The following is a 20,331-nucleotide window of genomic DNA, read 5'->3' as shown; positions in this document are numbered from 1 at the left end:
GTTTCATGTCTGTTTCAGCCGCACCGCCTCCAGGGCGCGCGCAGCCCAATGGTGACGACATCTGGGTCGTGTGTCTGTGTGCCGAATGGTGTGGTGTTTGCCGTGAGTACCGTGCAGTGATGGATCAGATCGGCACCGACTACCCGCGGGCTCGTCTCGTCTGGGTGGATGTGGAAGACGATGAGGATCTGGCTGGCGATATCGATATAGATACTTTTCCGACCGTGCTTCTGGGGCAAGGTGAGGTGGCCCGCTTTTTCGGGCCGTTGCTTCCCCAGGCGGGGGTTCTCAAGCGCTTGTTGGAGAGCGTGCAGGCGCAGGGCGACACTGTGGCCGAGGTTCGGGCTCAGGCGTTGCTTGCGCGCATCATTGCAGCGCGATCATGACAGTGCGCATGATGCAAGTTATGTGCCTCTGCCTTGGCAAGTCAAAGCGTTACAGGCTACAATAGTCCTCTCACGACCAAGCGGGCGGGTACATACCGCCCGTTTTTTTTGGGCGTTTGTTTTCGAGCTCGAAGCTGCCGGAAATGATTCGGGTGGTTGTCGGGTTTTTTGTATTTCTGGAAACTGAACAGAACACACGTGGCGTTGCAAGAGATCGTTGAACAAACTGTAGGTGGCTTGGGCTATGACCTGGTGGAGATAGAGCGCTCCGTTGGGGGGCTGCTGCGCATCACCATCGACCATCCCTGGGCTGGTCCGGTGTCTTCGGGTGATGTGCAAGCAAATGCGTTGCCCGATCAGTTTGTGACGGTGGAGGATTGCGAGAAGGTGACCCGCCAATTGCAGTTTGCGCTGGAGGTCGATGGCGTGGACTACAAGCGTCTCGAAGTGTCATCGCCAGGAATTGACCGCCCCCTACGTCATGAGCAGGATTTCGTGCGATTTGCCGGCGAAGTCATCGACATCACGCTGAAGGCGCCGCTGGGTGCTGCGGCCGAGGGGCAAGTCAACGCCAATCGAAAAAAATTCCGGGGCACGCTGGAGCGTGCCGAGACCGGTGGATGGCAAATCGTCTGGAGCGAAGAGCGGCCAGTCAAGCCCGGCCAGAAGGTCAGCAAAAAACGCGTGCCCGCACCGCTACAAGCGCTGGGGTTCGTTCTGGACGAAATCAGGGATGCCCGCCTTGCGCCGCTGGTGGATTTCAAGGGGCGTGGAGCCAAGGCGGGCCAGGCTGAGGCCTGAACCCAGCAAAACAATATCGGGCCGCTGCCGGCGCATCGGTCCTCGGGTGATTGAAATAGGAGAGTCCTCGCATGAATCGCGAATTGTTGATGTTGGTCGAAGCCATTTCGCGCGAAAAGAACGTGGAGCGCGATGTAGTGTTCGGCGCCGTGGAACTGGCCCTGGCCCAAGCTACGAAGAAGCTGTACCCCGGCGAGGTGGACATTCGCGTGTCGATCGACCGCGACAGCGGCAATTACGAGACTTTCCGTCGCTGGCTGGTCGTTCCTGACGATGCCGGCCTGCAAAATCCGGAAGCTGAAGAGCTGCTCATGGATGCGCAAGACCGCATTTCAGACATTGAAGTCGGCGAGCACATCGAAGAGGGCGTTGAGTCGGTGCCCATCGGCCGTATCGGTGCGATGGCTGCCAAGCAGGTCATCCTGCAGAAAATTCGAGACGCCGAGCGCGAAATGCTGCTCAATGACTTCATGTCGCGTGGCGAAAAAATCTTCACCGGCACGGTCAAGCGCATGGACAAGGGCGACATCATTGTCGAGTCCGGCCGTGTGGAGGGTCGCCTGCGCCGCTCCGAGATGATTCCGAAGGAAAATCTGCGCAGCGGCGACCGCGTGCGCGCAATGATCATGGAAGTGGATCTGACGCTGCGTGGCGCTCCGATCATTCTTTCGCGGTCCGCGCCCGACTTCATGATCGAGCTGTTCCGCAACGAGGTGCCAGAGATCGAGCAGGGCCTGCTGGAGATCAAGAGCTGTGCTCGCGATGCCGGCAGCCGCGCCAAGATCGCCGTGCTGTCGCACGACCGGCGTGTGGATCCCATCGGTACCTGCGTCGGCGTGCGTGGAACGCGCGTCAATGCAGTGACCAACGAACTCGCTGGCGAGCGTGTGGACATCGTACTGTGGTCTGAAGACCCGGCGCAGTTTGTCATCGGTGCACTGGCTCCGGCCAATGTCTCGTCCATCGTGGTGGACGAAGAAAAACACGCCATGGATGTGGTGGTGGATGAGGAAAACCTCGCCATTGCGATTGGCCGTGGTGGGCAGAACGTGCGCCTCGCGTCCGATCTGACGGGCTGGAAGATCAACATCATGGATGCGGCCGAATCCGCCCAAAAGCAGGCTACGGAGACCGATACGTCACGCCGCCTGTTCATGGAAAAGCTCGATGTGGACGAGGAAATCGCCGACATTCTGATTGCCGAAGGTTTCGCCAGCCTGGAAGAAGTGGCCTATGTGCCCATCCAGGAAATGCTGGAGATCGAAAGCTTCGACGAAGACACGGTCAATGAGCTGCGCGCTCGCGCCAAGGACGCCTTGCTGACGATGGAAATCGCCCGCGAGGAAAGTGTCGAGGGCGTGTCGCAGAATTTGCGTGACCTTGAAGGGTTGACGCCCGAACTGATCGCCACGCTGGCGGAAGGTGGCGTGCACAGCCGTGACGACCTGGCCGATCTGGCCATTGATGAATTGACTGAATTGACCGGGCAATCACCGGAAGATGCCAAGGCCTTGATCTTGAAGGCGCGCGAACATTGGTTCGCGGGGCAGCCAGAGTAAGGGTAGGGAGGTACAAACCCAATATGTCCAGTAACACCGTTGCCGAGTTCGCGATCGAACTCAAAAAATCTCCTGAGACCTTGCTCGACCAGCTCAAGTCCGCAGGCGTTGCGAAGTCCAACCCGGGCGATGCATTGACCGAAACCGACAAGCAGAAACTGCTTGCGTTTCTTCAGGCAAGCCATGGGACGGTCGCTATCGACCGCAGGAAAATCACCCTGACCAAGAAGTCCACCAGCGAAATCAAGCAGGCGGACGCGACGGGCAAGGCGCGCACGATTCAGGTGGAAGTGCGCAAAAAGCGCACCTTCATCAAGCGTGAAGATGGCTCCGACAATATTCCTGAAGGCGATGACGCTGCGCTTGATGCAGTGGACGCTCCCAGTGCGGAAGATCTGGATCTGGTTCGCCGCGAAGAAGAAGCGCGCGGCCAGGCCGAACTGATCAGCCGTCAGGAAGTGGAGCTCAATGACAAGCGCCGCGAACGCGAAGCACGCGAATTGCGTGATCGCGAAGCAGAAGAGCGCGCTGCAGCCTATGCGATGCAGACGGCCGAAAAGCGTGCGCAGGTTTCTGCGCAGCGTGAAGAGGCGGTGCGTGAGCAGGTGGCAGAAGCTGCCGCGCGCAATGCGGCGCAGATGGAAGCACGTGCCAAGGCGGAAGCTGAATCGGCTGCCCGCGTAGCCGAAGAAACTGCCCGTGCGACCGACCTGGACGAGCGTCGTCGCAAGGCGCTGGCCGAAGCCGAAGCCATTCGCGCCATGATGGCCGCACCTAAAAAGGTGCTGGTTGCCAAGAAGCCTGAAGAACCCAAGCCGACTCCACGGCCTGCGGGTGTTGCCGATGCCAAGAAGGGCACGCTGCACAAGCCGGCGGTGGTGCCCGGTGCTGCGCGTCCTGGCGCGCCGGCCGCTCCTGGTGGAGCCGCTGGCAAGGAAGTGAAGTCTGCCAAGCTGTCATCCAGCTGGGCAGGCGATCCCGCCAAGAAGAAAGAAATCAAGACCCGTGGCGACAGCAGCGGTGGCGTGGGGCGCAACAACTGGCGCACCGGCCCGCGTGGCCGTCGTGGCAATGAGCGCGGCGATGACAACCACCACCATCACGCTCAGGCGGCGGTGGAGGCGCGCATCATCGAAGTGCACGTACCAGAAACCATCACGGTGGCCGAGTTGGCGCACAAGATGTCGATCAAGGCGTCCGAGGTCATCAAGGTGCTGATGAAGATGGGCCAGATGGTCACCATCAACCAGCCGCTGGACCAGGACACGGCCATGATCGTGGTCGAGGAAATGGGCCACAAAGCCTTGATCGCTGCTCTGGACGACCCGGAAGCCTTCACCGACGACGACACGTCCAGCCAGCAGGTCGAGTCCCTGCCACGCGCTCCCGTGGTCACTGTCATGGGCCACGTGGACCATGGCAAGACCTCGCTGCTGGACTACATCCGCCGTGCCAAGGTGGCGGCGGGCGAAGCCGGCGGCATTACGCAGCACATCGGCGCTTATCACGTCGAAACGCCGCGCGGCATGGTGTCGTTCCTCGATACCCCCGGCCACGAAGCCTTCACGGCCATGCGTGCCCGTGGTGCGCAAGCGACCGACATCGTCATCCTGGTGGTGGCGGCGGACGACGGCGTGATGCCGCAGACGAAGGAAGCCATCAAGCACGCCAAGGCGGCTGGTGTTCCTATCGTGGTGGCCATCACCAAGTCCGACAAGCCCGATGCGAACTTCGAACGCGTCAAGCAGGAACTGGTGGTCGAGCAGGTGGTGCCTGAAGAATACGGTGGCGAATCGCCATTCGTTCCGGTGTCTTCCAAGACCGGTGCGGGCATCGACGAGCTGCTGGAGCAGGTGCTGCTGCAAGCCGAAGTGCTTGAACTCCGCGCGCCGGTCGCATCGCCGGCCAAGGGCTTGGTGATCGAAGCGCAACTGGACAAGGGCCGCGGCCCTGTGGCGACCGTGCTGGTGCAGTCCGGCACGCTGAAGGTCGGCGACATCGTGCTGGCAGGCCAGACCTACGGTCGCGTGCGCGCCATGCTGGACGAAAACGGCAAGGTCGCCAAGACGGCAGGCCCGTCGATCCCGGTGGAAATCCAGGGTCTGACCGAAGTGCCGCAAGCCGGTGACGACTTCCAGGTGCTGGGTGACGAACGCCGTGCGCGTGAAGTAGCCACGTATCGCGCTGGCAAGTTCCGCAACACCAAGCTGGCCAAGCAGCAAGCTGCCAAGCTGGAAAACATGTTTGCCGACATGACGGCGGGCGAGGTCAAGTACCTGCCCATCATCGTCAAGGCCGATGTGCAGGGTTCGCAGGAAGCGCTGTCGCAGTCGCTGCTCAAGCTGTCGACGGATGAGATCAAGGTCCAGCTGGTGTATGCCGGCGTGGGCGGTATCAGCGAGTCCGACATCAACCTGGCGATCGCCTCCAAGGCCATCGTGATCGGCTTCAACGTGCGTGCCGATTCGGGCGCACGCAAGACGGCCGAGAACAATGGCGTCGATCTGCACTACTACAGCATCATTTATGACGCCGTGGATGAGCTGAAGGTGGCGATGTCCGGCATGCTGGCTCCAGAGCAGCGCGAGGAAGTCATCGGCACGGCCGAGATCCGCACCGTTTTCGTGGCCACGAAGATCGGCACGATTGCCGGCTCGTACATCACGTCCGGCATGGTCCATCGCAACGCACGCTTCCGCCTGCTGCGCGACAACGTCGTGGTCTACACAGGCGAAGTGGACTCGGTCAAGCGCCTGAAGGACGACGTCAAGGAAGTCAAGGAAGGCTTCGAGTGCGGTATCAAGTTGAAGAACTACAACGACATCAAGGAAGGTGATCAACTGGAGTTCTTCGACATCAAGGAAATCGCGCGGACGCTGTAAACCATGGCTCGCAAGAAATCTTCCACACCCAATCGGGGCTTCAAGGTCGCGGATCAGATCCAGCGCGACCTGACCGAGCTGCTCCGCGAGTTGAAAGACCCGCGGATCGGCATGGTGACCCTGCAGGCCGTGGAAGTCACTCCCGACTACGCACACGCGAAGGTGTTCTACAGCGTACTGGTGGGCGACCAGGACGCCACGCAGGAAGCACTGAACCAGGCCGCGGGCTTCCTGCGCAACGGCCTGTTCAAGCGCCTGCACATCCATACCGTGCCGACGCTGCACTTCATGTTCGACCGCACCACCGAGCGTGCGGCCGACATGAACGCGCTCATTGCGCGTGCTGTGGCTTCGCGCTCCAAAGACGACGAACCCGCATGACCGCACGCGCTCCCCGCATCCGGGTGCAGCGGCGCCCGGTGCACGGAGTGCTGCTGCTCGACAAACCCCTGGGCTTCTCCAGCAACGACGCCTTGCAAAAGGCGAAGTGGCTGCTGCGCGCCGAAAAGGCGGGCCATACCGGTACGCTTGACCCTTTGGCCAGCGGCGTGTTGCCGCTGTGTTTCGGTGCGGCCACCAAGTTCAGTCAGTTGCAGCTCGACGCCCCCAAGACATACGAAGCCATTGCTTTGCTGGGCGTCACCACGACCACCGGCGATGCCGAAGGTGACGTGCTGGAGCGCTGCGAAGTCGATCCGGCGCAACTGACGCCCGAGCGGCTCGCTCAGGTGCAGCAGCAGTTCACTGGCGCGATCAGCCAGGTGCCGCCCATGCACAGCGCGCTTAAAAAGGACGGCAAGGCACTGTACGAGTACGCGCGCGCGGGCATCGAAGTCGAGCGGCCTGCGCGGGATGTGATCATTCATGCATTGAATCTGGCTCCAGCGCTTGTGGATCAAGCGCTTGTAGCTATCAAAATAATAGTAACGTGCAGCAAGGGTACGTATATCCGCACGTTGGGTGAAGACATTGGACGGGCACTGGGTTGTGGCGCGCACCTGACTTTTCTGCGCCGCACGGATACGGGAGGGTTGGGCCTGGAGCGCTGCGTTACGCTGGCGGCGCTGGAGGCCATGACAGAGGAAGATCGGCTGGCGTGCGTGCACCCGGTCGAGACGCTGCTGGCACAGCATGAGCGTGTCACGCTCGACAGTGAGAATGCAGGCCGATTCCTGTCGGGGGTGCGCCGCCGCGGGACTTGGCCCGACGCTGCGGCAGTAGCGGTATTCGGCGAAGAGCCCCGGGCCCTGCTGGGTGTGGGCCGCATCACGGCAGGTGAATTGGTGCCTGACCGGCTCCTGAGCCCGCTCGAAATTCAACAGATTCTAGAAATCGAAAACACACCGCGGGCAACGGAGCGCGGCACATTGGAAGCACTATGAGCAAACAAATTCGCAACATCGCCATCATCGCGCACGTTGACCATGGCAAGACCACCATGGTCGACCAACTGCTGCGCCAGTCCGGTACCTTCGCCGACCATGAAAAGGTCGTCGACACCGTGATGGACAACAACGCCATCGAAAAAGAACGCGGCATCACCATCCTGGCCAAGAACTGCGCCGTGAGCTGGGAAGGCACGCACATCAACATCGTCGACACCCCCGGTCACGCGGACTTCGGCGGTGAAGTGGAGCGCGCGCTGTCCATGGTCGACAGCGTGGTGCTGCTGATCGACGCGCAAGAGGGCCCCATGCCCCAGACGCGCTTCGTGACGAAGAAGGCGCTGGCCCTCGGCCTGCGCCCGATCCTGGTCGTGAACAAAGTCGACAAGCCCGGTGCCAACCCCGACAAGGTGGTGAACGCTGCGTTCGATCTGTTCGACAAACTGGGTGCCACCGACGAGCAACTGGACTTCCCGGTGGTGTACGCCTCGGGCATCAACGGCTGGTCTTCGCTGGAAGAAGGCGCGCCAGGCGAGCAGTGGGGCCCCGACATGTCGGCCCTATTCAACACCATCCTGAAGCATGTTCCACCGAACTCTGGTGATGCTGCCGCTCCGTTGCAGCTGCAAATCTCGGCGCTCGATTTCTCCACCTTCGTGGGCCGCATCGGCGTGGGCCGCATCAGCCAGGGCACCATCAAGCCCGGCCAGGACGTGCTGGTCATGGAAGGCCCGGACGGCAAGACCGCCAAGGGCCGAGTCAACCAGGTGCTGACGTTCCAGGGCCTGGACCGCATGCAGACGCCGCTGGCCGGCCCTGGCGACATCGTGCTGATCAACGGCATCGAGGACATCGGCATCGGCGTGACCGTGACCGACCCGGCCAATCCAGCGCCGCTGCCCATGCTGAAGGTGGATGAGCCCACGCTGACGATGAACTTCTGCGTGAACACCAGCCCGCTGGCCGGCCGCGAAGGCAAGTTCGTGACCAGCCGCCAGATCTGGGACCGCCTGCAAAAGGAACTGCAGCACAACGTGGCACTGCGCGTGTCCGAGACCGACGAGGAAGGCATCTTCGAAGTCATGGGTCGTGGCGAATTGCACTTGACCATTCTGCTGGAAAACATGCGCCGCGAAGGCTATGAACTGGCCGTGTCCAAGCCCCGCGTGGTGTTCCGCACCATCGACGGCGAAAAGCATGAGCCTATCGAGCTGGTGACGGCCGACATCGAAGAAGGCCATCAAGGCGGCGTGATGCAGGCCTTGGGCGAGCGCAAGGGCGAACTGGTGAACATGGAGCCCGACGGCCGTGGACGCGTGCGCCTGGAATACCGTATTCCTGCGCGGGGCCTGATCGGTTTCACCAACGAATTCCTCAACCTGACGCGCGGCTCCGGCCTGATCGCCAACATCTTCGACTGCTACGAGCCGCACAAAGGCGATATCGGCGGCCGCAAGAACGGCGTGCTGATCTCGATGGACTCGGGTGAAATCTTCACCTACGCCCTGGGCAAGCTGGACGATCGCGGCCGCATGTTCGTGAAGGCGAACGACCCGGTGTACGAAGGCATGATCGTCGGCATCCACAGCCGCGACAACGACCTGATCGTGAACGCCACGCGTACCAAGCAGCTGACCAACTTCCGCGTTTCCGGCAAGGAAGACGCGATCAAGATCACGCCTCCGATCGATGCCACGCTGGAATACGCGGTGGAATTCATCGAGGACGACGAACTGGTCGAAATCACGCCCAAGTCCATCCGGATCCGCAAGCGGTTCCTGACGGAAAATGAGCGCAAGCGCGCCGGCCGCTCCTGATCGCGCCACTGCAAGCGTCATGGCGCTGCAGCAACACAAGGGTGTGCCAACCTTCCGAGGGTGGCGCACCCTTTTTACTGGTGGCGACACGCCCGCGCCGTTTGCCTGAGTGAAGTTTCACCTAGCAACGCGCCCCAGATTTTTCAAGAAACAGCATCCGGACTGCTGAAAGTGATTCATGTCGAACGCTAGGAACGTGAGTACCGTGACGCCCCTCACGCCACCCACCACGCTCACCCACGGCCGCGCGGTCTGGCTGATGGTGGCGGTGACGCTGATGTGGTCGATTGCCGGTGTGGTCACGCGGCAGCTGGAGGCGGCGCGCAGCTTCGAAGTAACCTTCTGGCGCAGCCTGTTCACCGTGCTGGCGCTGCTCGTCATCCTGCCGGCGCTTCAGGGGCGGGCGGTGTTCGCTTCCATGCGGCGCAGCGGCCGGGCACTGTGGGCGTCGGGCCTGTGCTGGAGCGTGATGTTCACCGCGTTCATGGTGGCGATCCTGCTCATGCCCGTGGCCAACGTGCTGGTGACCATGGCCATCGGGCCGCTGCTCACGGCGCTGTTCGCACGCATCTTCATCGGCCACCACATCGCGCCACGCACATGGGTCGCCATCGCCGTGGCGGGGCTGGGCATTGCGTGGATGTACGGCGCGCAGGTGGCTGGGCTGCCCGTGCTGGGCACGCTGGTGGCGCTGTGCGTCCCGGTCGCGGCTGCCGCCAACTGGACGGTGGTGCAGCATTCGCAGCGCCACGGCCATGCGGTTGACCTGGCTCCGGCCGTGCTGGTGGGCGCGGTGCTGTCCACTTTGATGACGCTGCCGCTGGCGATGCCGTTCCAGGCATCTGCGCATGACCTAGGATGGCTAGCCCTGCTGGGCGTCGTGCAACTGGCGATTCCTTGCGTGCTGGTGGTGCGATGCGGGCGGGTGCTCAAGGCACCGGAGATCGCGCTGCTGGGCTTGCTGGAAGTGATTTTCGGAATCGTGCTGGCGTGGCTGGGTGCAGGCGAACAGCCTGGCCCGGCCGTGCTGACGGGGGGCGTGCTGGTGATCGGCGCGCTTGTGTGCAATGAACTGCTGGGTTGGAGAGAACAAAGATGACGGAGACAACGACAAAGACGGCGACGGTAGCCCACGCGAATGGCCCGGCTCAAGGCCAGGGCTCGCAAGACGTGCTGAGCGAGGTGCGCGGGCAGGTGGGCTTCATCACCCTGAACCGGCCCAAGGCGCTGAACGCCTTGTCGCTGGGCATGGTGCGCGAGCTGATGCGCACGCTGCTGGCCTGGCAGCACGATGAGCAGGTGCTGGCCGTGGCCATTCGTGGCACGGGCAAGGCAGGCCCCTTCGGCGCCTTCTGCGCTGGCGGTGACATCCGCTTTCTGCACCAGGCCGGCAGCCAGGGCAATCCGCAGATCGAAGACTTCTTCACCGAGGAATACGCGCTCAACCACCTGATTCACCACTACGGAAAGCCCTACATCGCGTTCATGGATGGCATCGTCATGGGCGGCGGCATGGGCATCAGCCAAGGTGCGAGCCTGCGAATCGTGACCGAGCACACGAAGATGGCGATGCCGGAAACGGCCATCGGCCTTTTCCCCGATGTGGGCGGTGGCTACTTCCTGTCGCGCTGCTCTGGGCGCATCGGCGAATGGCTGGCACTCACGGGCAATACCATTGGCGCCGACGATGCCATGGCGGCCGGGTTGGCCGACGGCAAGCTGGCGTCTGATCAGCAGCCCCATATATGGGATGCATTGGGCACACAATCCTTCGCCGATGGTGCTGCCGTACAGCAATGGGTTGCTTCAAAGATGATAGCTGCCAGCGCTTATGGAATAAGCGCTAGAGGCCAAATTGACCAATATTTCAGTCTGGCCGACATTCCCGCCATCATCACGGCGCTGGAAGCGGCCGACGACGACTGGTGCCGCTCCACTGCCGAGACGCTGCGCAAGCGCTCTCCGCTGATGCTGCATGTGGTGCTGCAGCAGATTCGCCTCGCGCGGGACCTGGACCTGGCTGACGACTTGCGCATGGAGCGCGATCTAGTGCGCAACTGCTTTTTCCTGCGGCCGGGCCAGAGCGAAACGCTGGAGGGCATTCGCGCACTGGCGGTCGACAAGGACCACGCGCCGCGCTGGAACCCCGCCCGTATCGAAGACGTGTCGCCCGATTTGGTGAATGCGTTCTTCCACAGCCCCTGGCCCTCGCACGCGCATCCGCTGGCCGGTCTGTGAATCGGGGCGCTACAACTGCCCGTGCACGGTGGTGGCCAGCGCCAGCAGGGCGGCACGTGGCAAGTCACCACTGAGGGCGTAGCCGAACCCCTGGTCTACCCAGTAGAAGCTGGCGACCGCGCCCTCGGTGTGGAAGCGGAATGCGGTCCCTGCCGATGGCGCGCCGTCAGCCACCGCGCCCAGGTACAGCGTGATGCGCTGGCCCGACGCGCTCTGGTACATGAACTGTGCACGCGCGCCGGTGGTGCCGGGCAACAGGCGTCCGCCGACCAGCTCGAAGCCTTGCGCCTGCAGCACAGGCACTTTCAACGGGCGCTCCAGACGCTTGGAAAGCCATTGCACCAGGTGATCCTGCTGCGCCGCCGTCACTTCGACCGGGTGGCGCTGCTCGGGCTCGAACACGGCGTAGGCCACGGCGGCCTGCTGGGCGAAGGCCAGGGATGACCCGGTGCTGGAGGATGCCGTCACCGGCCGGTCGCTCCACTGCCCACGCAGGCCCCATCCCAACCCAAATGCGAGAAGCAAGCCGGCCGCCATGCCGCCCCAGCGGCTCCAGTCGGCGCGGCGGTCATGATGCGCCTGCAAACGCTGGGCTGCTTCGCGCAGCGCTTGCGGCGTGGCGTCTGGCGAAGGCTCGGCGTGCAGGAGGCGCAACTGATCACGCTGCTGTTCCCAGCGCGCCACGGTGTCCAGGTCTTCGGGAGACAGGTGGGCGCGAAATGCAGCCGCCTGCGACGGGGTCATCCGATGGTCTGCCAGCGCGTGAAGGCGCTCGAGATCATCGGGCTTGTCTGTGGTCTGTGGCGAAATCATGGCGCCCAAGCTCCTCACTTCATGCGCCGCAGTGCGGACGCGGTTGCCAGAGGGGCATGCACGCGGGGGCTGGCGGTGGCGTCCATGCACTCCCGCATGCGCGAGCGGGCGCGCGACAGGCGCGACATCACGGTGCCCACCGGCACCTGCAGCACGCGCGCCACTTCGGCGTACGCCATGTCTTCCACGGTGACCAGCAGCAGCACGGCGCGCTGTTCGGCTGGCAGGCGTTGCAGGCAGCGCTCGAGATCGATCACGGTGTCCGGGCTTTGCCCGGGAGTAGCCGCAAGGCTGCCCTCCACATCGTCCAGGTTCAGCAGTTGCAGGGGCGGTGCGCTGCGGCGCTGATTGAGATACACGTTGTGCATGACGGTGAACAGCCAGGCCCGCAGGTCGGTGCCGGAGCGCCACAGCAACCATTTGCGGCAGGCGCGCTCCAGCGTGTCTTGCACCAGATCGTCCGCCGCCCACGAATCACCCGTCAGCACGCGCGCATAGCGTCGCAGGCCGGGCAGGTGATGCTCGACCTGCGATCGGTTCATGGGCGATATTGGTGAGGCTGGAGCAGGACGCGCGGTCAGCGGTGGCTCAAAACGTCAGGGAGTGGCCGTGCGCCAGACCTGGTTCACGCCATCACCCGTTTTGTCGCCGGGCTTGGTGTCCTTGACCCAGTAGTAAAGCGGCTTTCCCTTATAGGCGATCTGGCTCGTGCCATCGTCACGCTTGATGACGCTGTAATCGGCGCCTGCCGGGGCCGTAGCGGCTGTCAGCGGCGGCCAGTTGGTGGCGCAGGGCCCGTTGCACACGGACTTGCCGCTGCCGGCCGTGTCCTTGTCGAAGGTGTAGAGCGTCATGCCGTTGGCGCCCGTGAGCACGCCGTTCTGAGTCGTGACGGGTGCCTGCGCAATGGCGCAACCGCTGGCCAATGCCAACAGGGCGACGGTGGAACTGAGCTTCATCTTCAGGTTCATCGGATTCTCCGGTGGATGCAGGCCAAGCGATATGCGGCCAGCACCGGGATGAACACACATGATGCGGGGTTTATTCCACCAGACCGTGAAAAAAGCAGCGCCGCCGTCGTGCCGCCTTTAGCGGTGGTGCACTTTCATGGCGCGCTCGACCTCCCGCTTGCCCTCGCGATCCTTGATCACGTCGCGCTTGTCGTGCTCGGCCTTGCCCTTCGCCAGAGCAAATTCGCATTTCACCAGGCCGGCCTTCCAATGCAGGTTGATGGGCACGAGCGTGTAGCCTTTTTGCTCGACCTTGGATATCAGCTTGAGGATCTGTTCTTTATGCAGCAACAGCTTCTTGGTGCGCGCGGCCTCGGGGCTGACATGCGTCGATGCCGTCTTGAGCGGGTTGATCTGGCAGCCGATCAAGAACAACTCGCCGCCCCGCGCGACTACGTAGCCGTCGGTAAGCTGCACCTTGCCTTCACGCAGGGCCTTCACTTCCCAGCCTTGCAGCACCAAGCCAGCCTCGAAACGTTCTTCGAAGAAATAGTTGAAGGCCGCTTTTTTGTTATCGGCAATGCGGGACGATGTTTCGGGTTTCTTGGCCATGGCTTTCAGATGCGGCGCAAACCGGGAGATGAAAGGCCTCCCTACAATTGTCGTCGTCTCGCTCATCCAGATTTTAGGGCACGCCTTCGGCAAATTCGCGCCGCACCACCACTTGGCCGAAGAGCCGCTGTCACGCGGCACCCGCTGCACCTATCTGACGCGCCTATCATTTCCGTCCATGAAAACCGTCAACAAGTCCGTCCTGATCTGGTACAGCCCTGAAGAAATGTTCGCGTTGGTGACGGACGTGCCCAAGTATCCTGAATTCCTGCCCTGGTGCGATCGGGCGGCCGTACTGGAGACCAACACCGACAGCATGACGGCCGAAGTGGGTATTGCCCTGGGCGCCATCCGCAAGTCGTTCGTCACGCGCAATACCCATGTGCCGGGCCGCAGTGTGCAGATGCAGCTCGTCAAAGGGCCGTTCTCGCAGTTGGAAGGTCTGTGGCAATTTCACCCGGTGGGCGATGGGTCGCAACGTGCCTGCAAGGTGGAACTGCAGTTGCAGTACGGCTTTGACAATGCTGCGCTGGCAGCCCTGGTAGGGCCCGTATTTGACCGCATTGCCAGCACCATGGTGGACGCATTCATCAAACGAGCCGAGCAGGTCTATGGCTGAAGACGCCCAGGCAGTCGCATCGCCATCCACGGTAAGAATCATCGTCGCGGCGTCATTGGACCCCGGAGCGGTGAAAGAATGGACTCTGGATCTCAACAACGGAGCCTGCGTAGCCGACGCGTTGCGCGCTTGTGGGTTCGATCCTGCTGATGAGCGCTTTTCCAGCAGCGTATGGGGCCGCGTCGTGCCGCATGCGCAAGCGTTGCGAGATCTGGACCGCGTGGAGTGGTGCCGGTCGTTGCTGGTCGACCCGAAGGTTGCTCGGCGTGAGCGGTTTGCCCGGCAGGGCGCCCGGACAGCCGGCTTGTTCGCCGACCGAAGGCCGGGGGCCAAGGCGGGCTACTGACGTTGTTCTTCAGCGTGGCGGCGTTTCAAAGCCGCCGAGGCCTCATCGAGCGGCGGGGCCGCACTCCGACGCGATCACCGAATCTGCACGCTGGTTCTCTGTCAGGCGGGTGGCATCGTCCATGAAGCCGCGCTCGCCTTTGGCATTGGTGTGCGACAGCAACTGACCCGAATTCAACGTCGACTTGGCCTGCTGGGCGCGTGCGCAGTTGTCTGCGCGGACTTTGGCCGTGCGGTCGGCCTCGGCCTTTTTCTTGGCGGCTTCAGCACCTTCGGCTTCCGCTTTTTTCTTTTCCAGCGCTTCGTCCTTGCCGGGGAGGCGCGGAGCTTGAGCGGCTGGCTGACCTGGCGCAGCACCCGCAGGTTGCGTGGCGGCCGCATTGCCATCCTGCCCGCCGGCGGCAGCAGCAGCAGCAGCAGCAGCAGCTGGCGCAGCCGGGGCTGCACGCTGCGCAGATTGCGGTTGCTTCAGGATCTTGCTCTGAGGCGTGTCGACCGGTGGCGGACGGTCGCTGAAGACCTTGCGGCCATCTTTGTCCACCCATTGCCATTGCGCGGAAGCGCCCAGAGCCCACGTGCAGGCGAGGGCAAACAGAACCAGCTTGTGCTTTGTCATGCGCCGGAGTTTATCTGTGCCGCCCACTGCGCACCAGCGAGCAAGCGCGGGGGTGCGCTTTCAGCCATGCTGCGACGGGTACAATCCGGCTTTTGGAGCCTATCTCATGCGCCTTCTAGGAAAAGCGCTCACCTTCGACGATGTGTTGCTGGTGCCAGCGTACTCCCAGGTCCTGCCCAAGGACACGTCCCTCGCGACGAAACTCTCCCGCAATATCCAACTGAACCTTCCGCTCGTGTCCGCCGCCATGGACACGGTGACCGAAGCGCGCCTGGCCATCGCCATCGCGCAGGAAGGTGGTATCGGCATCGTCCACAAGAACCTGACTCCCCAAGAGCAGGCGGCCCATGTGGCCAAGGTGAAGCGGTACGAGTCGGGTGTGGTGCGCGACCCGGTGGTCATCACGCCGGAACACACCGTGCTGCAAGTGCTGCAGTTGTCCGAGCAGCTGGGCATCTCCGGGTTTCCGGTGTGCGACGGTGGCAAGGTGGTGGGTTTGGTCACCGGGCGTGACCTGCGCTTTGAAACGCGGTACGACGTGAAGGTCCACGAGATCATGACGCCGCGCGAAAAGCTTATCACCGTGAATGAGAAGGACGGCACGTCGCCCGCGCAAGCCAAGGCGCTGCTGAACAAGCACAAGCTGGAACGCCTGTTGGTGATCAACGACGCGTTCGAGCTCAAGGGCCTGATCACCGTCAAGGACATCACCAAGCAGACCAGTTTTCCCAACGCTGCACGCGACGCTTCGGGCCGCCTGCGAGTGGGGGCAGCGGTCGGTGTAGGCGAAGGCACCGAAGAGCGTGTGGAGGCTCTGGTCAAGGCCGGCGTCGACGCCATCGTGGTGGACACTGCGCACGGCCATAGCCACGGCGTGATCGAGCGTGTTCGCTGGGTCAAGAAAAACTACCCGCAAGTGGATGTGATCGGCGGCAACATTGCCACCGGCGCTGCGGCGCTGGCGTTGGTTGAAGCCGGTGCGGATGCCGTCAAGGTCGGTATTGGCCCAGGCTCCATCTGTACGACGCGTATCGTCGCCGGTGTGGGCGTGCCGCAGATCATGGCCATCGACAACGTCGCCACCGCCCTCAAGGGCACGGGCGTGCCGCTGATTGCCGACGGCGGCATCCGCTACAGCGGCGACATCGCCAAGGCGCTGGCTGCAGGCGCCAGCACCATCATGATGGGCGGCATGTTCGCAGGCACTGAAGAAGCGCCGGGCGAAGTCATTCTGTTCCAGGGTCGCAGTTACAAGAGCTATCGCGGCATGGGCTCCATCGGCGCCATGCAGCAAGGCAGCGCCGACCGGTACTTTCAAGAGTCCACGACCGGCAATCCCAATGCCGACAAGCTCGTGCCAGAGGGTATCGAAGGCCGTGTGCCCTACAAGGGCTCGATGGTTTCCATCGTGTTCCAGATGGCCGGCGGCGTGCGTGCAGCCATGGGCTATTGCGGATGCAGCTCGATCGAAGACATGAACAACAAGGCAGAGTTCGTCGAGATCACCACTGCCGGCATCCGCGAAAGCCATGTGCACGACGTGCAGATCACCAAGGAAGCCCCCAACTACCGCGCTGACTGACCCGTCAGCACCCACAGGCCCGAACCCGCAACCAGGTGTTCGGGCCTTTGTCATTTTCGTTCTCCGTCGCTCGCCATGCACCACCAGAAAATCCTCATCCTCGATTTCGGTTCCCAGGTCACCCAGCTGATCGCCCGCCGCGTGCGCGAAGCGCATGTGTACAGCGAGGTGCATCCTTGCGACGTGACCGACGAGTGGGTGCGCGAATACGCCAAGGACGGCTCGCTCAAGGGTGTGATCCTGTCGGGCAGCCATGCCAGCGTGTACGAAGAAACGACCGACAAAGCGCCCCAGGCCGTCTTTGAGCTCGGCGTTCCCGTGCTCGGCATCTGCTACGGCATGCAGACCATGGCGCACCAGTTGGGCGGCAAGGTCGAGGGCGGTCACAAACGCGAATTCGGTTTTGCGGCCGTGCGTGCGCACGGCCATACCGAACTGCTTAGAGACATCGCTGACTACACCACGGCCGAAGGCCACGGCATGCTGAACGTATGGATGAGCCACGGTGACAAGGTGACCGAGCTGCCGCCCGGTTTCAAGCTCATGGCCAGCACCAGCAGCTGCCCCATCGCTGGCATGGCCGACGAAACGCGCCGTTTTTACGCGCTGCAGTTCCACCCGGAAGTCACGCACACGGTGCAGGGCAAGGCGCTGCTTGAGCGCTTCGTTCTGGGAGTTTGCAAGGCTGAAGCTGATTGGGTGATGGGCGACTACATCGCCGAGGCGGTGGAGAACATTCGTCAGCAGGTCGGCGATGAAGAAGTGATCCTCGGCCTGTCAGGCGGCGTCGATTCATCCGTGGCTGCAGCTCTGATCCATCGTGCCATCGGCGATCAACTCACATGCGTCTTCGTCGACCATGGCCTCTTGCGCCTGAACGAAGGCGACATGGTGATGGAAATGTTCGAGGGGAAGCTCCACGCCAAGGTCATTCGCGTGGATGCCAGCGACCTGTTCCTCGGCAAGCTGTCCGGCGTGAGCGAGCCAGAAGCCAAGCGCAAGATCATCGGCGGTGAATTCGTCACCGTGTTCAAGCAGGAAGCCGCCAAGCTCAAGGCGGGTGACGGTGGGCACAAGGGCGCCACCTTCCTTGCGCAGGGCACCATCTACCCCGACGTCATCGAGTCGGGCGGCGCCAAGAGCAAGAAGGCCGTCACCATCAAGAGCCACCACAACGTAGGCGGGCTGCCCGAGCAACTGGGCCTCAAGCTGCTGGAGCCGCTGCGCGAACTGTTCAAGGACGAAGTGCGAGAGTTAGGTGTCGCGCTTGGATTGCCACCTGCGATGGTGTATCGCCACCCATTCCCCGGCCCGGGCTTGGGTGTGCGCATTCTGGGTGAGGTCAAGAAGGAATACGCAGATCTGCTGCGCGAGGCCGATGCCATCTTCATTGAAGAGCTGCGCAACTTCATTGACGAAGCCACTGGCAAGAGCTGGTACGACCTGACGAGCCAAGCCTTCACCGTGTTCCTGCCGGTCAAGAGCGTCGGCGTGATGGGCGATGGCCGCACCTATGACTACGTGGTCGCGCTCCGAGCGGTGCAGACCAGCGATTTCATGACGGCCGACTGGGCGGAGTTGCCCTACGCGCTGCTGAAGAAGGTGTCTGGCCGGATCATCAATGAAGTGCGTGGCATAAACCGCGTGACCTACGACGTGAGCAGCAAGCCGCCGGCGACGATCGAGTGGGAGTGAAGTGAGGTCGTTCACGTTGAGATGCGCGCCAGCAGCGTCGATTGTGTGATGAACAGGTGTACGCCGCCACACCACGCCTGTGGTGTGGCGCTGTCGCCTACACGACCTGGGCGGCCGTTCCCACGTTGGGGTTGGTGCTGCACGCCTTGGAGGCGATTGGCCACGCCTTTAGTTTTGAAGTATGAATTTCAATACTTCACACGACGAAGCGAACCGTGCAACGCCTGATTCGAAAATCCAGGACTTCATCGCTGACAAGTTCTTTCCTTGCGTTGGCGCCAAGTCGGCATTGAACAAGGGTCGATTGCATTCTCAGACGTTCGGTCGCCTGGCCGATCCGGACAACACCGCCACGCTATACCAAGCTTTGCTGGATTTTTCGGGCCTCTATCCCGACCCCGGCAACCTGCCGGTGAGCTTTGTCGCGATGTTCGACGCCGATGTGATGGATGAACAAGCGTTCGAGCAGTGTTTGTGGCGGCAACTGCAGAGCCTGCATGTGCACGACACCATGCAAGGCGCGCAGTGGGCGCAGGGCGTCAGCAACGATCCAGCGCGAAAGGACTTTTCTTTCAGCGTCGGCGGGCGTGCTTTCTTCGTGGTGGGCCTGCATCCAGGCGCATCGCGCACAGCGCGGCGCACGCCGGTGCCTTGTCTCGTTTTCAACTTTCATGAGCAGTTCGAGCATCTGAAAGCCACCGGCAAATATGCCGTGATGCAGGACGCGATCCGCGCCCGGGACATTGCTCTGCAAGGCTCCATCAACCCCGTGCTGGCCCGCTTTGGCGAGTCTTCCGAAGCCCGTCAATACTCAGGTCGTGCCGTCGAGGCCGCCTGGAAATGCCCGTTTCACGCGAAGGCGCCAGAACATGCATGAATGCAGCCAGCACACCTGCCGAATTCCGCCGCAGTCAGGCGCCGCGTTCAAGCTGCGCGCCAGCGAGGTGTTGAGAATTTACGACCCGATGGGCGAGCAGGTGGCAGACCTGTTTGCGTTTGCCGATGGCGACCATCGCTGCAGCCTGTCGTCGGGGCGCAGCATCGACTACGCGTCGAAGATCTACCTCACCACCGGTGACATCCTGTACTCCAACGACAGCCGGGCGATGTTCCGAATTCTTAAAGACACCGTGGGCCGCCACGACTTTTTGCTGACGCCGTGCAGCCAGGAAATGTTCGAGATCCTGTACAAGCATCAGGGTCACCACCCCAGCTGCTTTGAAAACCTGTACACGGCACTGGGCAAGTTCGGCATTCAGCCGGAGCAGATCGGCACGACGTTCAACGTTTTCATGAACGTGGAGGTGACTCCCGACGGCACCGTGGCCGTGAAGCCGCCACTGTCACGGGCTGGGGACTATATCGAGCTGCGGGCGGAGATGAATCTGATCTGCGGGTTGACGTCGTGCTCGGCTGAAAACTCCAACAACGGCAGTTTCAAGCCCATCGACTACGAGATCATTACGCGGCCCTGCGGCGTTTGATTGCCGATGAGGCCGTGGCCGTTTCAACGCGGCGTGGTTGGCGTGCCGTACGCGGTGAGCATGTAGGCCGACAGATCGAACCCTAACTGCGCTGCAGTGGCACGCAGCCGCTCCTCGATCAGCGGGTCGTGAAATTCGCGCACTGTCCCGGTGGCGGTGCAGACCAGGTGCCCGTGGTGTTCTTCACCATCGTTCAATTCGTAGACCGCCTTGTTCTGATTCAGCTGGCTCTTTTTCAACAGGCCCGTCTGTTCGAACTGCGCCAGCACGCGGTACACCGTCGCCAGGCCCAGGTCGGTATTGCGCTGCAGCAGCAGGCGGTAAACGTCTTCCGCGGCCAGGTGCCGCTCGGGGCTGGTGCTGAAGATTTCCAGCACCTGAATGCGGGGCAGGGTGGGCTTGAGGCCGGTGGCCTGGAGATCGGCGGGCATGGGCGGTAAGGTGTGCGTCACGGACTGCGCTGCTGAAGCAGGCGGTGCGGCAGATGTGCATCGACGTGTCATCGCAAAAAAAGCCTGGCTACGCGAGTAAAACCCGTTGGCTGGCA

21 protein-coding genes are annotated in these 20,331 nt (G+C 62.4%); 15 read left to right on the top strand and 6 right to left on the bottom strand.

All coding sequences use genetic code 11. The annotated features are described in order from the left end of the window. Positions 1-5: 5 nt before the first annotated feature. The 9 genes from RQI28_RS03855 (at position 6) to RQI28_RS03815 (ending at position 11,068) form a co-directional block, all read left to right on the top strand. Entirely contained in the window at positions 6-386 is a 381-nt protein-coding gene (locus RQI28_RS03855; RefSeq protein ID WP_311221246.1) for a thioredoxin family protein, read from the top strand. Positions 387-584: 198 nt separating this feature from the next. After that, positions 585-1,187, top strand: a complete 603-nt coding sequence (gene rimP / locus RQI28_RS03850; protein ID WP_311221570.1) for a ribosome maturation factor RimP — start codon at positions 585-587, stop codon at positions 1,185-1,187. Positions 1,188-1,258: 71 nt separating this feature from the next. After that, positions 1,259-2,746, top strand: coding sequence for a transcription termination factor NusA (nusA, locus tag RQI28_RS03845; RefSeq protein ID WP_311221245.1), 1,488 nt, complete (start codon positions 1,259-1,261; stop codon positions 2,744-2,746). A gap of 23 nt (positions 2,747-2,769) precedes the next feature. Further along, positions 2,770-5,628, top strand: a complete 2,859-nt coding sequence (gene infB, locus RQI28_RS03840; protein ID WP_311221244.1) for a translation initiation factor IF-2 — start codon at positions 2,770-2,772, stop codon at positions 5,626-5,628. A 3-nt stretch (positions 5,629-5,631) separates the two neighbouring features. Then, positions 5,632-6,009 (top strand): 30S ribosome-binding factor RbfA, encoded by a 378-nt coding sequence (gene rbfA / locus RQI28_RS03835; protein WP_311221243.1) that lies wholly within the window; start codon positions 5,632-5,634, stop codon positions 6,007-6,009. After that, positions 6,006-7,010, top strand: a complete 1,005-nt coding sequence (truB, locus tag RQI28_RS03830) for a tRNA pseudouridine(55) synthase TruB (protein ID WP_311221242.1) — start codon at positions 6,006-6,008, stop codon at positions 7,008-7,010. The genes rbfA and truB overlap by 4 nt, the downstream gene beginning before the upstream one ends. Beyond that, the gene (gene typA, locus RQI28_RS03825; protein ID WP_311221241.1) at positions 7,007-8,830 is read left to right on the top strand and encodes a translational GTPase TypA; all 1,824 of its coding nucleotides are present in this window, start codon (positions 7,007-7,009) and stop codon (positions 8,828-8,830) included. Before truB ends, typA begins: the two co-directional genes overlap by 4 nt. Positions 8,831-9,089: 259 nt before the next feature. Continuing rightward, a complete protein-coding gene (locus tag RQI28_RS03820) occupies positions 9,090-9,929 on the top strand; it encodes a DMT family transporter (protein ID WP_311221569.1) in 840 nt (279 codons plus the stop codon). Continuing rightward, positions 9,926-11,068, top strand: coding sequence for an enoyl-CoA hydratase/isomerase family protein (locus RQI28_RS03815; RefSeq protein WP_311221240.1), 1,143 nt, complete (start codon positions 9,926-9,928; stop codon positions 11,066-11,068). The genes RQI28_RS03820 and RQI28_RS03815 overlap by 4 nt, the downstream gene beginning before the upstream one ends. 9 nt (positions 11,069-11,077) lie before the next feature. Here the strand turns inward: RQI28_RS03815 and RQI28_RS03810 are convergent, their stop codons facing one another. The 4 genes from RQI28_RS03810 to smpB form a co-directional block, all read right to left on the bottom strand. Further along, entirely contained in the window at positions 11,078-11,881 is an 804-nt protein-coding gene (locus RQI28_RS03810; protein ID WP_311221239.1) for an anti-sigma factor, read from the bottom strand. Positions 11,882-11,895: 14 nt separating this feature from the next. After that, complete coding sequence (locus tag RQI28_RS03805) at positions 11,896-12,423, bottom strand: sigma-70 family RNA polymerase sigma factor (RefSeq protein ID WP_311221238.1); 528 nt, start codon at positions 12,421-12,423, stop codon at positions 11,896-11,898. Positions 12,424-12,477: 54 nt separating this feature from the next. Further along, on the bottom strand, positions 12,478-12,852 hold the full coding sequence (locus RQI28_RS03800) for a hypothetical protein (RefSeq protein WP_311221237.1): 375 nt from the start codon (positions 12,850-12,852) through the stop codon (positions 12,478-12,480). 117 nt (positions 12,853-12,969) lie between these two features. Further along, positions 12,970-13,443 (bottom strand): SsrA-binding protein SmpB, encoded by a 474-nt coding sequence (smpB, locus tag RQI28_RS03795; RefSeq protein ID WP_311221568.1) that lies wholly within the window; start codon positions 13,441-13,443, stop codon positions 12,970-12,972. Between the two features lie 178 nt (positions 13,444-13,621). On the opposite strand from smpB, the gene RQI28_RS03790 reads away from it, so the two are divergent. Continuing rightward, complete coding sequence (locus RQI28_RS03790; RefSeq protein WP_311221236.1) at positions 13,622-14,062, top strand: type II toxin-antitoxin system RatA family toxin; 441 nt, start codon at positions 13,622-13,624, stop codon at positions 14,060-14,062. Further along, positions 14,055-14,408, top strand: coding sequence for an RnfH family protein (locus tag RQI28_RS03785; RefSeq protein ID WP_311221235.1), 354 nt, complete (start codon positions 14,055-14,057; stop codon positions 14,406-14,408). Before RQI28_RS03790 ends, RQI28_RS03785 begins: the two co-directional genes overlap by 8 nt. 42 nt (positions 14,409-14,450) lie before the next feature. On the opposite strand, the gene RQI28_RS03780 is transcribed toward RQI28_RS03785, so the two are convergent. Continuing rightward, a complete protein-coding gene (locus tag RQI28_RS03780; protein ID WP_311221234.1) occupies positions 14,451-15,023 on the bottom strand; it encodes a DUF4124 domain-containing protein in 573 nt (190 codons plus the stop codon). Between the two features lie 106 nt (positions 15,024-15,129). Here RQI28_RS03780 and guaB point away from each other — a divergent pair, with 106 nt between their 5' ends. The 4 genes from guaB (at position 15,130) to RQI28_RS03760 (ending at position 19,784) form a co-directional block, all read left to right on the top strand. Beyond that, positions 15,130-16,605 carry an IMP dehydrogenase gene (guaB, locus tag RQI28_RS03775; protein WP_311221233.1) on the top strand — a complete coding sequence of 492 codons (1,476 nt, stop codon included), beginning with the start codon at positions 15,130-15,132 and terminating at the stop codon, positions 16,603-16,605. A gap of 75 nt (positions 16,606-16,680) precedes the next feature. Beyond that, on the top strand, positions 16,681-18,300 hold the full coding sequence (gene guaA, locus RQI28_RS03770) for a glutamine-hydrolyzing GMP synthase (RefSeq protein WP_311221232.1): 1,620 nt from the start codon (positions 16,681-16,683) through the stop codon (positions 18,298-18,300). Positions 18,301-18,481: 181 nt separating this feature from the next. Next, on the top strand, positions 18,482-19,177 hold the full coding sequence (gene gntA / locus RQI28_RS03765) for a guanitoxin biosynthesis heme-dependent pre-guanitoxin N-hydroxylase GntA (protein WP_311221231.1): 696 nt from the start codon (positions 18,482-18,484) through the stop codon (positions 19,175-19,177). Next, positions 19,170-19,784, top strand: coding sequence for an urea carboxylase-associated family protein (locus RQI28_RS03760; protein WP_311221230.1), 615 nt, complete (start codon positions 19,170-19,172; stop codon positions 19,782-19,784). The genes gntA and RQI28_RS03760 overlap by 8 nt, the downstream gene beginning before the upstream one ends. 23 nt (positions 19,785-19,807) lie before the next feature. On the opposite strand, the gene RQI28_RS03755 is transcribed toward RQI28_RS03760, so the two are convergent. Next, the gene (locus tag RQI28_RS03755) at positions 19,808-20,215 is read right to left on the bottom strand and encodes a transcriptional repressor (RefSeq protein ID WP_311221229.1); all 408 of its coding nucleotides are present in this window, start codon (positions 20,213-20,215) and stop codon (positions 19,808-19,810) included. Positions 20,216-20,331 lie beyond the last annotated feature (116 nt).

This window comes from Acidovorax sp. WCS2018Noco2-16, from assembly GCF_031843945.1.
Lineage (GTDB): Bacteria > Pseudomonadota > Gammaproteobacteria > Burkholderiales > Burkholderiaceae_C > Paracidovorax.
This window is presented reverse-complemented; position numbering and strand designations above follow the sequence as displayed.

Coding starts and splice junctions, on each gene's coding strand:
- RQI28_RS03855 (WP_311221246.1), top strand. CDS start 6: ATGTCTGTTTCAGCCGCACCGCCTCCAGGGCGCGCGCAGCCCAATGGT.
- nusA (WP_311221245.1), top strand. CDS start 1,259: ATGAATCGCGAATTGTTGATGTTGGTCGAAGCCATTTCGCGCGAAAAG.
- infB (WP_311221244.1), top strand. CDS start 2,770: ATGTCCAGTAACACCGTTGCCGAGTTCGCGATCGAACTCAAAAAATCT.
- rbfA (WP_311221243.1), top strand. CDS start 5,632: ATGGCTCGCAAGAAATCTTCCACACCCAATCGGGGCTTCAAGGTCGCG.
- truB (WP_311221242.1), top strand. CDS start 6,006: ATGACCGCACGCGCTCCCCGCATCCGGGTGCAGCGGCGCCCGGTGCAC.
- typA (WP_311221241.1), top strand. CDS start 7,007: ATGAGCAAACAAATTCGCAACATCGCCATCATCGCGCACGTTGACCAT.
- RQI28_RS03820 (WP_311221569.1), top strand. CDS start 9,090: ATGGTGGCGGTGACGCTGATGTGGTCGATTGCCGGTGTGGTCACGCGG.
- RQI28_RS03815 (WP_311221240.1), top strand. CDS start 9,926: ATGACGGAGACAACGACAAAGACGGCGACGGTAGCCCACGCGAATGGC.
- RQI28_RS03810 (WP_311221239.1), bottom strand. CDS start 11,881: ATGATTTCGCCACAGACCACAGACAAGCCCGATGATCTCGAGCGCCTT.
- RQI28_RS03805 (WP_311221238.1), bottom strand. CDS start 12,423: ATGAACCGATCGCAGGTCGAGCATCACCTGCCCGGCCTGCGACGCTAT.
- RQI28_RS03800 (WP_311221237.1), bottom strand. CDS start 12,852: ATGAACCTGAAGATGAAGCTCAGTTCCACCGTCGCCCTGTTGGCATTG.
- smpB (WP_311221568.1), bottom strand. CDS start 13,443: ATGGCCAAGAAACCCGAAACATCGTCCCGCATTGCCGATAACAAAAAA.
- RQI28_RS03790 (WP_311221236.1), top strand. CDS start 13,622: ATGAAAACCGTCAACAAGTCCGTCCTGATCTGGTACAGCCCTGAAGAA.
- RQI28_RS03785 (WP_311221235.1), top strand. CDS start 14,055: ATGGCTGAAGACGCCCAGGCAGTCGCATCGCCATCCACGGTAAGAATC.
- RQI28_RS03780 (WP_311221234.1), bottom strand. CDS start 15,023: ATGACAAAGCACAAGCTGGTTCTGTTTGCCCTCGCCTGCACGTGGGCT.
- guaB (WP_311221233.1), top strand. CDS start 15,130: ATGCGCCTTCTAGGAAAAGCGCTCACCTTCGACGATGTGTTGCTGGTG.
- guaA (WP_311221232.1), top strand. CDS start 16,681: ATGCACCACCAGAAAATCCTCATCCTCGATTTCGGTTCCCAGGTCACC.
- gntA (WP_311221231.1), top strand. CDS start 18,482: ATGAATTTCAATACTTCACACGACGAAGCGAACCGTGCAACGCCTGAT.
- RQI28_RS03760 (WP_311221230.1), top strand. CDS start 19,170: ATGCATGAATGCAGCCAGCACACCTGCCGAATTCCGCCGCAGTCAGGC.
- RQI28_RS03755 (WP_311221229.1), bottom strand. CDS start 20,215: ATGCCCGCCGATCTCCAGGCCACCGGCCTCAAGCCCACCCTGCCCCGC.